Origin of the sequence: Xenorhabdus sp. KK7.4 (assembly GCF_963876465.1) — a bacterium.
Taxonomy (GTDB): domain Bacteria; phylum Pseudomonadota; class Gammaproteobacteria; order Enterobacterales; family Enterobacteriaceae; genus Xenorhabdus; species Xenorhabdus stockiae.
Genome location: NZ_CAWNQF010000046.1, coordinates 1 through 12,348 on the forward strand (window position 1 = coordinate 1; position 12,348 = coordinate 12,348).

The 12,348-nt window shown below is 43.3% G+C and carries 10 protein-coding genes; 2 read left to right on the top strand and 8 right to left on the bottom strand.

Annotated features, from left to right (window positions below; translation table 11 throughout):
• A partial coding sequence (locus AACS90_RS05080) for a hypothetical protein (protein ID WP_153043661.1) occupies positions 1 to 201 on the bottom strand: 201 nt, incomplete at its 3' end.
• Positions 202 to 799: 598 nt separating this feature from the next.
• Between AACS90_RS05080 and AACS90_RS05085 the strand changes: the two genes are divergently transcribed.
• Both AACS90_RS05085 and AACS90_RS05090 read left to right on the top strand, forming a co-directional pair.
• On the top strand, positions 800 to 1,915 hold the full coding sequence (locus AACS90_RS05085) for a hypothetical protein (RefSeq protein WP_099121961.1): 1,116 nt from the start codon (positions 800 to 802) through the stop codon (positions 1,913 to 1,915).
• A gap of 537 nt (positions 1,916 to 2,452) precedes the next feature.
• Entirely contained in the window at positions 2,453 to 3,598 is a 1,146-nt protein-coding gene (locus tag AACS90_RS05090) for a hypothetical protein (protein ID WP_099121962.1), read from the top strand.
• 103 nt (positions 3,599 to 3,701) lie between these two features.
• Here the strand turns inward: AACS90_RS05090 and AACS90_RS05095 are convergent, their stop codons facing one another.
• From AACS90_RS05095 to AACS90_RS05125, 7 genes are all read right to left on the bottom strand, one after another.
• Positions 3,702 to 4,268 carry a HutD/Ves family protein gene (locus tag AACS90_RS05095; protein ID WP_228865096.1) on the bottom strand — a complete coding sequence of 189 codons (567 nt, stop codon included), beginning with the start codon at positions 4,266 to 4,268 and terminating at the stop codon, positions 3,702 to 3,704.
• Positions 4,269 to 4,395: 127 nt separating this feature from the next.
• Positions 4,396 to 5,817, bottom strand: a complete 1,422-nt coding sequence (locus tag AACS90_RS05100) for an aminotransferase-like domain-containing protein (protein WP_099121964.1) — start codon at positions 5,815 to 5,817, stop codon at positions 4,396 to 4,398.
• A 221-nt stretch (positions 5,818 to 6,038) separates the two neighbouring features.
• The gene (locus tag AACS90_RS05105) at positions 6,039 to 6,785 is read right to left on the bottom strand and encodes a maleate cis-trans isomerase family protein (RefSeq protein WP_099121965.1); all 747 of its coding nucleotides are present in this window, start codon (positions 6,783 to 6,785) and stop codon (positions 6,039 to 6,041) included.
• The gene (locus AACS90_RS05110; RefSeq protein ID WP_099121966.1) at positions 6,782 to 7,810 is read right to left on the bottom strand and encodes a carbon-nitrogen hydrolase family protein; all 1,029 of its coding nucleotides are present in this window, start codon (positions 7,808 to 7,810) and stop codon (positions 6,782 to 6,784) included. Before AACS90_RS05110 ends, AACS90_RS05105 begins: the two co-directional genes overlap by 4 nt.
• Positions 7,811 to 7,830: 20 nt before the next feature.
• Complete coding sequence (locus tag AACS90_RS05115) at positions 7,831 to 8,742, bottom strand: fumarylacetoacetate hydrolase family protein (RefSeq protein WP_099121967.1); 912 nt, start codon at positions 8,740 to 8,742, stop codon at positions 7,831 to 7,833.
• A 1-nt stretch (position 8,743) separates the two neighbouring features.
• The gene (locus AACS90_RS05120; RefSeq protein ID WP_099121968.1) at positions 8,744 to 9,907 is read right to left on the bottom strand and encodes a cupin domain-containing protein; all 1,164 of its coding nucleotides are present in this window, start codon (positions 9,905 to 9,907) and stop codon (positions 8,744 to 8,746) included.
• Between the two features lie 51 nt (positions 9,908 to 9,958).
• Complete coding sequence (locus tag AACS90_RS05125; protein WP_241538234.1) at positions 9,959 to 12,292, bottom strand: bifunctional salicylyl-CoA 5-hydroxylase/oxidoreductase; 2,334 nt, start codon at positions 12,290 to 12,292, stop codon at positions 9,959 to 9,961.
• Between the last annotated feature and the right edge of the window lie 56 nt (positions 12,293 to 12,348).

The window sequence follows — 12,348 nt, forward strand, 5'->3', positions numbered from 1 at the left end:
GGAAAAACCGAGTCCAAAGCCGATATCCGCTGAATTCAGCGGGCTGTATGCCAGCGCCAGGGTCAGCTCCGGCCCCAGTTGGTTATTGCCGATAAGGTGTGCCACCGGCATCACATAATTAAACAGCCCCGTGCGCGGATCGACACGGCCTGCGGCGGTGCTCTGAAAATTCGCGGCCTGAGAAAAAAAGTCTGTGCTCATATCAAGTCACCTTATTTAATTTTTTATATTTTTTAATATTCAGAATTTCAATATTGTTATATCCTGATGTTAAATAGCCATTTTTAATAATTATTAAAATCACAAGAAGTTTATATACGATGTATTTAGTTAAATATTTTAAACAATAAAATTGCCAAAGTTAAATCCACAAAAAATTGACAAAGCACCCATCAACTCATTAAATTCACATAATTAACGTTAGTATAAAATCAAATAATTTCCATAATATTAAAACCAAATGAGAAATAAAAAACTCAAAGAGAATTCATTTATATATTAAAAATATCTTATTCCATTGTTATTAAAAATACATTTAGAAAATACAAATAAGTCACCCATGAAATATTAATATGTAATTAAAATGTTTTTTAAATTTTTCTCTTCAATACCCTACCCTTTTCAGAATACTAGCTATACTCAAAATATACTTTCAATTCTTAAAGTCATTAGTTGTAATTTCAAATAAATTAAGTAGAACAAACATTGCAAACATAATTTAATTTTTATTATAGACAGTTAAAAATTCTCCATAGGCACAAAACTCATTTTTTATTTTTTCTTGAACGAGGAAACCAAAATGAAACCACAACAAAAAAATAACAATCCAAGTGAAGAAATAAAGAACTTAATGGAATTTAGCATAGAATTATCCTCTGGCCATCAAAATGACACTATATATGCCAATGGCAATATGCAAGCAGGTGTTAGAATCAATATCAAAGCAAATTCCGCAGGTGGACACATTATTCATCTATCTGATGAACAACTAAATAGCATCGAATTAATTAACTACGTGACCAGTGAAAAATTAGTGGGGAAATGGTCATATAGCTCTGTTGAAAATGATTATAATCATACGTTTCGCCCTCCTTACTCTACTCCTGATGATAAAGACTTTTCTTCATCATATAAAAGTATAAAAGATGATAAATTAGATAATGATCCTGACATTCAAAAAAAATCATATTGGATTACAACAACAGAAGTTGCCCCAATCAAAATAGCAGCACAAATTACACTTGATGGAATAACATATGCAACGAATCAAGGTTATTTTGATTCATCCGCCGATATTAATGGCTACAGCCCCATTGTTTACCATGCCAGAAATCTTATGATACCACCGTCTGAAAAAACCAATTCTGGTATATACGACGTTACTGTAATTACAAAAGAGTATGACACTGAAATTGAGCGGCATACAGAGCATTATAATTGGGAACAATACAATTATTATGTCAGACCCAAACCAGACGTTGGCGGATTTAAGGTGAAGAGTGTTGAGATTGCTGACACCTATAATGATACCGAAGTTAATGATAATGATTACCACGGTTTCACTCACCGTACAGAATCTCAAAATCTCCATCTCTGCTTTTTATGGGGCACAGAAAAAATAGAAAAGAGAAAGGCAGGGAATCAAACTAGAGAAAAAAAATATAGTCGACCCGACTTCTATGACTCAAAAACTTATATAGCCACTCCGGAAGTCGAGATCCTGACGACACCAAACAACGATACCATTTCTATAAGTAGGCTATACTTTCAGTCACCAGAAGAGGGTTTCTGGGAAGATTTTTCCAATAACAAACCCAAATTTAAATTTATTGATGAGTATGGTAATCAATCTAATCAAATAAAAATCGAAATGGAAGATTATCAGAGCTTTTATCTAGAGGATTGGAAATATTAATCTACTTTTTCTTAAAGTTAGAAAAATATTATAAAATCTTGGATTCCTCTAAGAAGTGTGATTTCTAAGAAAGTCGGTCAGTTACTATAGTAGACACCTTTCTCACTAAAGGCGAGTACGCTATGATTTATATATAACTGACAGAAATAGAAAAATATCAGACTATTAGTTTAAAAGAAACCGATTTTACACAACGCTTTATTTCTATATTAGTAAGGTGCCGGATCTAAAGGTTAACTTGGTGGCAAACCGTTTAAATAATCGTTCTCGTAAAGTACGTGATTACAAAACACTGAATGATTTATTTTAAATAATTTCAAGCATTGCACTATGATAATTTAATAATTAATTTTACAAAATATAATTTTATACAAACCCAACATTTGATTTTTAATTAAAACACCTTTCACCCCTATAAATAGACGTTATTTTATAATTAAAAAAACAAAGCAACAAAAATAAATATCAAAAACAAGAGTCTACTTAAAAAATATTATTACATGAAAAATTTAATTTTTATTTTCAGGAGAAAACGAAATGACAAACTCACATAAATACAATAGCATCACAAAAAACAAAATAACTGACTTGCCAATTTTTGAAATCCACTTAATTGTAGGTGGCGAACAAGCAAATATATATGCCAACGGGAATATGCAAGCAGGTGTTTATATTAGAATACAAGCAAAGGATGAAGAGGGCAATATAACTCCCTTATCTAAAGAACAATTGAATTTGATTAAACTAATTAACTACAATGACGATAAAGAACTACCAAAATGGTGGTCATACAGTGATATTGAAAATCATTACAACCATACATTTCCTTCAGGGAATGTGATGACTAAAAAAGAGAAAGAATTTAATTTATCATATAGAGAAACAATATCCCATACGTTAAATGAAGATTCTATATATAATCAAAAAAAAACGTATTGGGTTACAACAACAAAAGTTGACCAAATCAGAATAGCAGCAAAAATTACAATTGATGGAAAAACATATTCAACAGATAAAAGTCGTTTTATAAATTACAATTCAAATGATAAAAGATGCGTTGCTATTATTAGTCATCAGTCCATAATTTATCATGCCGATAATCTTATAATACCACCGCCTGAAAAAACCAACACAGGTCTATACGATGCTACTGTAATTACAAAAGAGTATGACACTGAAATTGAGCGGCATACGGAGCATTATAATTGGGAACAATACAATTATTATGTCAGACCTAAACCAGAAGTTGGCGGATTTAAGGTGAAGAGTGTTGAGATTGCTGACACCTATAATGATACCGAAGTCAATGATAATGATTACCACGGTTTCACTCACCGTACAGAATCTCAAAATCTCCATCTCTGCTTTTTATGGGGCACAGAAAAAATAGAAAAGAGAAAGGCAGGGAATCAAACTAGAGAAAAAAAATATAGCCGACCCGATTTCTATGACTCAAAAACTTATATAGCCACTCCGGAAGTCGAGATCCTGACGACACCAAACAACGATACCATTTCTATAAGTAGGCTATACTTTCAGTCACCAGCAGAGGATTTTTGGGAAAATTTTTCCAATAACAAACCCAAATTTAAATTTATTGATGAGTATGGTAATCAATCTCATCAAATAGAAATCGAAATGGAAGATTATCAGAATTTTTATCTGAAAGATTGGAAACCATAGTCATGTTTTGGCATGAAGTGTATATCACACAACCTGTGGCCTGAAATAAAGCAGGTCACAGGTTTTTAATTAAGTAGACTTTCCAGTTGATTCTTTGCTGAGTTTATTCAGCCGGATGTAAATCCACCCATAATAACTGGCTATCAGTGACTAACGGCTTAATCGCACCTTCGCGTATATCATCAGGCAACCACCATGCACCTTGCCCAAAAGCCAGCTGCACATTGTTTGTGCCCGTTATTTCCCAACGCCCTTTCAGGACATAAAGCACACCGCTGTGAGATGTTGGTAATTTGCGCTCATCAGTCACAAAAGAAATTTCAGAAACCCACTCAGAATTACGGGTCATGATATTGAAACACTGAACAGAACCATCCAATAGTTCAGCATTACCCGGAGTATTACCGGAAAAATGGAAGGGAGCTATTTTTTGTACCAGTTCATGCTCAAGGAACCCTGGACTGGTTAAACGAAGCCCCTTACCTTTTAATAATACAATTGAACGATCAATCCCCGGGAAGTGCCCCAATACCCCATTTTTATGGATAGATGTGAAGCAGGCACGCCAGGCAAAATCATCAGCATTCGGCCAACAAACAATATCTCTTACTTCCCCGATGCCCCCAACCCATTGCTCTCTTGGTAACTCTGTATAATCGAAACACTTCATTCTCATGCTCCTATTTTTCCACTGCTTTTATATTTTATTTACACCTAAAGAGGCAATTTATGTCGAATTGTAAACTTCTCAAAGAATTTTATATGTCGCAATAGAAAAACAGTTAAAATGTGACTGATTACCCGTATTCCTTTAACAACATACGGCACAAACTTCCTAATGTTTTCATAGCAGCAGCCTGAGTTTCGTTCCATGCAAACGAAGTATTCAGACGGAAAGCATGATCAAACTGAGAACTGGTAGAAAACATACTGCCGGGCGCAATACTGATATTTTTGGCCAGCGCCAGCTGATACAGCCGCCTGGCATTGAAAGGCGGTTCAAATTCCAGCCAGATAAAATACCCGCCCCGTGTACTATTCACTTTGACGGAATCGGGAAAATATTCACTCACCGCCCGTAGCATCTGAATCTGCCTTTGCTCCAGTTGACGCCGTAGCCGTCGTATATGGTTATCATATCCCCCCTGAGACAGGTATTCAGCAATCGCCAGTTGAGTCGGGATACTGGCTGAAACAGTACTTGTCATCTGGAGTTGCTGAATTTTCAGGGCATGTTTTCCTGCCGCTACCCAGCCAACCCGGTATCCGGGAGCAAGGCATTTTGAAAAAGATGAACAATGCATGAAATTATTTTCTTTATCCCATGCCTTGACCGGCATTGGCGAGTTCTGATCAAAATAGAGTTCGCCATAAACATCATCTTCAATTAGAACAATTTCATTTTCATTCAGAATTTCCACCAGCCGTTGTTTGTTTTCTGCCGGCATACTGACGCAAAGCGGGTTCTGGAAGCGGGACATCAACCAACAGGCTTTTATCGGGTATTTTCCTGCCACTTCTTCCAGTACATCTAAATCAATCCCGGTTTTCGGATCCGTTTTGATGGCAATTGCTTTCAGGCGCAAACGTTCAATGGCCTGTAGCGCACCATAAAAAGCGGGTGATTCAATCACTACCCAGTCGCCGGGAGAAGTGACAGACTGAAGGCTGAAACTTAAAGATTCCATTGCGCCTGCGGTGATCACAATTTCATCAGGAGAAACATGCATACCCTGTGAGGCATAACGACGGGAAATATTGCGGCGCAACTGTTCATTTCCCGGAGGTAAATTCACCAGTGAACTATGGGGGGCAAAACGACGGGCTACAGATGCTAATGTCTTGGCTAATTTGGGCTCCACCAGCAAGGATGGGTCGGGAAAGGCAGAGCCAAAAGGTATGATTCTGGGGTCTTTACATGCCTGTAAAACATCAAAAATTGAGGCGCTGATCTCTACATTTTCGCTCAAATTCAGCCTGTTTCCCCCTTTTGCAGCGGCAAACGGCTTTATCCGGGGAGCGACATAATAGCCTGACTGTGGGCGTGCTACGATCCAGCCCTGACTTTCCAGTAATTGATAGGCCTGCAATACTGTCATCAGGCTCAGCCCTGACGATTTTACCGATTCCCGTAAGGAGGGTAGCCTATCTCCCACCAGCCAGATATTATCTTCTATCTGTTGGCGGATGGTCACTGCCAGTTGCTCGTAGCGTGTCATATACCGGGTCTTCCTTAGAGTGTTATAGGTCATTAACAGAGCATTACCACTATTATACACTTCGTCTTTCAAGTTGCCTCTTTGTTGACAACGCTCGCTCACCCCGGTCACATAGTTGTGCTCAATTCTTGCGATATTTATTTCAATAACAGAATGTTACCTATTCCAATAATGCGTACTCACTTTTCTCAGAGGATTATTTTCATTTCAGAAAACGGTTTTCAGGATAACAATGATCCAAAACCCGGCACGCAGGTATTCAGCCTAAGCTGCTTCAGGAGCATATAGGCTGTCGCTACAGAAGCTGAAATTACAGGTAAGCCCATACGGGCTTCTATCACAGGCACTGAGGCCAGTGAGGGCATTTGTACACAGGCAGAAGCGACTATCACATCCACATTGCTGTTCAGTCTTTTTGTTATTTCCGCGGGTGCCAGCGGATCCTGACGTCCGACCGCCAGATTATCCGCAATTTCCAGTGAAATACTGTCAATGACTTCAATACCTTCATTTTCGATATAATCGATCACCAGCTGCGTTAACGGTTTCATATAGGGTGTCAGTATTGAGATCCGTTTTGCCCCCAATGCGTGAAGCCCATCCACCAACGCGCCGGCACTTGTGATCACCGGTGCCGGATATCCGTTTTCTGATGTCCTCAAATGTAAACGTTTTTCAGAAATCCGGTGGTATCCTTTGCCCATACTCATGATTGCCACCAGACAGGCATATCCCAACACATCTACTGAAGCATCTGACAGCTCCAGTGCGCAGCGATCACTGTCTGCATCCATTGCCGCCAGTTCATCTTTGCTGACGGTTTTCATTCTCATACGACTGGAATGGAAGGTAAAACGCTCAGGCGCTACCGTTTCACGGGCACGTAAAATAGCCGGAACTTCTGTTTCCATTGTGGTATTTGAGGAGGGTACAATCAGCCCGACCCGAAAACGACGCTGTTCACTCATGGAATATCCTCCCGGATAGGATTACCCCCATCAACAACTGGATTAAAGTCAGTCTGTTCAGGTTCATCAGTAAATCTGACTGCATTCATAGCACGTCGGCTGACGGCCAGATCGAAAATATCAAAACGATTGTAATGCCCTGTAATATCGTGCATCTGGCGGGGCTGAATGCAGCGATTCAAATCAATTTCAGCATAAACAATCCCTCCTTTATCAATCAGAGGAGTGCCAATCACACGCCCATCCGGCCCGATAATTCCCGTAAACGCGCTATTACGACGTGCCAGCAGATGTTTTGCTTCAGGGTGGCTGGCAGTCATAGCCTGCACAATTTCCGGCGATATAGTGGAACAGGAAACAATAGTAAAAACTTTGCCCTCAAAGCAATGCGCGGCGGCCCGTAAACGAATGGCTTCTGCCATGTCATAATCTGGCGGGGCGACAGGCAGAGAAATGTAACTGGCGACATGCACCAGCTCCCCCTGTGATAGCAAAGTAAAACGCGCCAGTGGATTGGTATTCTCACCACAGGCCAGTACACCCAGTGGGCCAATACTGGTGTTATGTACGGTCAATGAAGAAGCATCACCATTCGCCCATGTCAGTTTTTCTGCCCATGTCGGTACCAGTTTACGATGCCGTCCCAAAATTTTTCCTTCGTCTGAAATGGTCACCAGAGTGTTATAAATTGTCGCAACACCATTGGGATTGCGTTCATTGATGCCAACAACAACATTGATATGATGACGAGCTGCGGCCTGTGCCACTTTAAGGATCTCAGCACCCGGTACTTCAATGGCCGATTTGCACAGCTTTTCAAACCACGGACTACCCTGCACAGGGTTCATGATCCAGTTCCAGTAGGGATAACCGGCAATAAAAACTTCAGGAAAAGCCACCAGACTGGCTCCGTTATTCGCTGCCTCATGAATCAGCCGGCAAACGAGATCAACCGTGGCTTCCGTATCCAGAAAGATGGGAGCAGCCTGTACCGCAGCTGCCTTGAATTTAGGAAGAGTCAGCATGTCAGATTCCTGTATGAGGTTTATACGGCGATGACGGGATGACGCAAGTCCCCGATTTTCTCAAGATGAGCTTCAATAACATCCCCCGGCCATAACCACTCTTGCGGGTTACGCCCGGCCCCTACGCCTGACGGTGTTCCCGTGGCAATAATGTCGCCCGGCTCCAGCACAATACCTTTACTGATATCAGCGATCAGGGCATCGACCTTGAATAACATATGGCGGGTATTGGAATCCTGTTTGGTTACCCCGTTAACTTTCAAGCTCAATGCGAGGTCATGCGGGTCGGGGATTTCATCGGCCGTCACAATACAGGGGCCAAAAGGCGCATAAGTATCCTGCCCCTTAGAATAGATCCACTGCCCGGCACGACGGCAGTCACGGGCACTCATATCAATAATCAGGCTATAACCGAAAACATATTTCAGGGCATCAGCTTCCGATACGCCTTTGGCCCGTGTTCCGATGATAACGGCTAATTCCACTTCCCAATCCAGTTGCCGGGTAATTTCGCTGTTATGCTCGATGGCATCCCCCGGCCCAATCACCGTAGAAGGAGGTTTAGAGAAGATAACCGGTTCTTTGGGCAGATCTTTTGCCGTATCCAGCGAACGGCTGGATTCTTCAACATGCTCAACATAATTCAGGCCAATGCCGAAAATGTTTTTACGCGGACGGGGAATAGGAGCAAGAATTTTGACATTTTCCAGTGGCCGGATGACACCAACCGGCCATAATCCGTCAAATGAATTCAGCAACATTGCAGTACTACTGATGGCGAGTGGCCCCAGTTCAATAAAATCCAGCATATTATCCGGTAATGAGCTGCCACTATGAGCCGCCAGTTTTGCCAGATCAACGACATTATTATTAACTATCGCCCCCAATCGAGCCTCAGCCGTTATCTCGGTACGATAAGTAATTAAACGCATTTTATTCTCCCACTCGCTGATGCCCGTGATTCTCATTCAGGGCTTCTTCATAATACAGCTGTAATGCCCGCATCACCGGCAAGTCGCTGAAACAAAACAGGCAGGCATCTTCGGTTTGTGATGCATTCGCATGTTCATGATATTTCCATGAAGGTACACAAAAGATATCCCGCTCCTGCCAGTCGAACCTCTGACCATCAATAATAGAATATCCCGCTCCTTTGGCGACCTGATAGATGAAACTACCGGTATGCCGATGAGCCTTACCAATAAATCCGGGGCGCAACAGCTGCATACTGGCTCCCAGAGTCGGCATAACATGCCCGCCAGTCAGAGGATTGGTGTAGTACATCAAGATGTCATCAAACGGTGATCCCCGTGATATGCTGGCATAACGTTGCAGAGCGGCGTAAGTTGGCTTCCATTGATATCTGAATAATGGGGAATAGGGTTTATCCCAGCCCACATTTTGTGGGCGTAAAGCAGGAGCGCCCCACAGCGCCACCGAGGAATCCACCGGTTCAGTCACAGCCTGACGCAGATCAGGGTGAACCTTATAAAACCCGGCTTCCAGAGTATTCACCAAAGGCATATCGAGTCCATCCTGCCAGATGCACGGAGAACCATCAGGCTCAACCCCGTGCTCATGCCAGGTTCCATTGGGTGTCAGCACAAAATCATTCGCTTCCAGCAACATCTTCTGACCATCAACAATCGTATAGGCACCACTTCCTTCCATGATAAAACGCAGAGCCGAAGAAGAATGAGCATGGGCCGAAGCAGACTCTCCCGGTTGCATAGTCTGAAGCCCGGAATAAAGTAAACCGACGGCAGGGCCTTCACCGGATTTACCGGGATTTTCCAGATAGACGACCCGACGACCGGCTTTTTCCGGAGTCACTAGTTCAGCGGATTTAAGAACATGTTCACGTAAGTCACGATAACGCCAGAGTACCGGAACGGAAGTGGACTGAGGTTGCCACGGCTCTATTTTGTTGGCGATTGTCCAGAGTGCCCCTGTGTGATATTTTGCCAGCTCTTTGTAATAGGCCAGCAATTCAGGGCTATCGGCGACATTGGCGCGCCCGAGGATATCTTCTCTGTACTGATCGTGGCTTTCTTGCCTATTCTTCTCATACTCCTGCACATTTTCTTGTTGAGACATTAGGTATCTCCTATACGGATAATAACTGCCATTTGAAAATCGGCCTGAAATTCAGAGGATACTCTTCTGGGCAAACTGGCGTTCCAGTTGCTCTTTGCCGTAAAGGTACGGTTCCGGCCAATTGATGTCTGTCCAGCCATATCTGGCACATTCATGCAGCAGCCATGCGGCATCGGATAAAAATGGGCGGGATAAAGCACACAGATCTGCCCGACCGGAAGCGATAATGCTGTTAATCTGATCGGCATCGGTAATCGCACCCACGGCGATAACAGGTACATTTCCTTCATTACGGATACGATCAGCCATTGGCGTCTGATACATCCGTCCGTAAACGGGTTGTTGTTCAGCGGCAACTTCCCCGGTTGAACAGTCCACCATATCAGCACCCGCCTCATAGAAAGTACGGGCGATGATGACAGCTTCATCAATGGTAGTGCCCCCCTTTATCCAGTCAGTGGCCGAAATACGTACGGATATCGGCAAATCAGCCGGCCAGACACGACGAACAGCGCGCAAAACCGCTAATGGGAAACGTAGCCTGTTTTCCAGTGCCCCCCCATATTCATCGTCACGCAGATTGGTGACAGGCGAAATAAAACTGGAAAGCAGATAACCATGAGCTGCCTGAATTTCCAGCCAGTCAAAACCAGCGGTGATAGCTCGGTGAGTTGCTTCAACAAATTGCGAAATAATTTCATTCATTTGTTTCTGAGTCACCGCAGTCGGCACCTGTGAAATGCCATGCAAATAAGGCATGGATGAAGCAGAAACCAGCGGCCAGTTTCCTTCCGGCAAAGGATGATTAACCTGTTCCCAACCCCGTTGAGTAGACCCTCGCCTTCCGGAGTGCCCAAGCTGAATGCCTATCCGTGCATCCGTATTCTGATGGATAAAATCGGTGATAGTTTTCCATCCCTGCACTTGTTGCTCATTCCACAAACCGGGGCAGGCAGGCGTTACCCGCGCCTGTGGTGAAATCGCGGTCATTTCGGCAATCACTAACCCCACGCCTCCCAAAGCTCTGCTGCCAAGATGAATCTGATGGAATGCCCCCGGAATACCTTCCACTGCCTTGTACAGCAGTGTTGGCGAAACCACGACTCTGTTTTTCAGCCTAATCCCTCGAACCTGATAAGGCGTCAGTATGGGAGGGATCAGCGGGGAAGATTGATCAGGCTGCCGATTGAACCAATATTCATAGTTTTCCAGCCATGATTTATCCCGCAGCCTCAGGTTTTCATGGGAAATACGCTGCGAGCGGGTAAGTAAAGAATAGGCAAACTGCTCTGGCGGAAAATCTTCATAACGGGCCACATTTTCAAACCATTCTGTGGAATTACGCGCCGCATTCTGGATTTTCAGCACTTCCACACTACGTACTTTCTGGTAATGAGCCAGCCCTACCGATAAATTCCCCTTATTGGCTTTCAGGCTGTTGGCAAGTTCAATGGCATCCTCCAATGCCAGTTTGGTACCGGAACCAATGGAAAAATGCGCGGTATGGGCCGCATCGCCCATCAATACAATCGGTACATTTTTGCCATTATCACCTTCTGGTTTAATCCAGTGTACCCAGTGGTTACAGAGGATCCGGGGGAAACGGATCCAGATTGCAGCCCCGCGTAAATGGGTAGCATTGGAGATCAGGCCATGCCCATCCAGCCATTGGGCAAAGATACTTTCACAATACGCGATGCCCTCCTCCTGCGACATTTTGTCAATCCCTGCAGCCAGCCACGTATCTTCCGTTGTTTCAACAATGAATGTGGATAACCCTTCCTGAAACTGGTAAGCATGAGCCTGAAACCAGCCATGTTCTGTTTCAGCAAACAAAAAGGTAAAAGCATCAAATACCCGATGGGTTCCCAGCCAGACAAACCGGCAATGACGCTGTTCAATATCAGGCCAGAAATCTTCAGCATGTCGGTTACGGATTTGGCTGTTGATCCCATCGGATGCAATCAGCAAATCAGCATGGTATTGGCGGGATACTACCTGCTCATCCTGAACCTGCGTCTCAAATACCAGCTCGACTCCCAGTTCCTGACAGCGATCCTGAAGAATATTCAGTAATTTTTTACGACCAATCCCAATAAAGCCATGACCACCGCTGCGGTTTACGGTTCCTTTGAAATGGATATCGATATTTTCCCAGCGGCTGAATGCAGCACTAATAGATTTGGCAGATACCGGATCAGCCATACTCAGGTTTTCCAGTGTGGCATCTGAAAATACGACTCCCCAACCAAAAGTATCATAGGGGCGATTGCGCTCAATCACGACAACACGGTTATCAGGATTTTGTAACTTCATCAGCAAACCGAAATATAAACCCGCAGGCCCGCCGCCAATACACACGATGTTCATATTTTTTTTGTTCATGCTGGTTCTCCTGTCACACCTCTTATGGGCACGGGTTAAGGCATGGTGATTGGATG

What these genes read in the sequence shown, in the direction of transcription:
- AACS90_RS05105 (WP_099121965.1), bottom strand. Translation starts at nt 6,785, where the DNA reads ATGAGTGAACAGCGTCGTTTTCGGGTCGGGCTGATTGTACCCTCCTCA.
- AACS90_RS05085 (WP_099121961.1), top strand. Translation starts at nt 800, where the DNA reads ATGAAACCACAACAAAAAAATAACAATCCAAGTGAAGAAATAAAGAAC.
- AACS90_RS05095 (WP_228865096.1), bottom strand. Translation starts at nt 4,268, where the DNA reads ATGAAGTGTTTCGATTATACAGAGTTACCAAGAGAGCAATGGGTTGGG.
- AACS90_RS05115 (WP_099121967.1), bottom strand. Translation starts at nt 8,742, where the DNA reads ATGCGTTTAATTACTTATCGTACCGAGATAACGGCTGAGGCTCGATTG.
- AACS90_RS05100 (WP_099121964.1), bottom strand. Translation starts at nt 5,817, where the DNA reads ATGACACGCTACGAGCAACTGGCAGTGACCATCCGCCAACAGATAGAA.
- AACS90_RS05110 (WP_099121966.1), bottom strand. Translation starts at nt 7,810, where the DNA reads ATGCTGACTCTTCCTAAATTCAAGGCAGCTGCGGTACAGGCTGCTCCC.
- AACS90_RS05090 (WP_099121962.1), top strand. Translation starts at nt 2,453, where the DNA reads ATGACAAACTCACATAAATACAATAGCATCACAAAAAACAAAATAACT.
- AACS90_RS05125 (WP_241538234.1), bottom strand. Translation starts at nt 12,292, where the DNA reads ATGAACAAAAAAAATATGAACATCGTGTGTATTGGCGGCGGGCCTGCG.
- AACS90_RS05120 (WP_099121968.1), bottom strand. Translation starts at nt 9,907, where the DNA reads ATGTCTCAACAAGAAAATGTGCAGGAGTATGAGAAGAATAGGCAAGAA.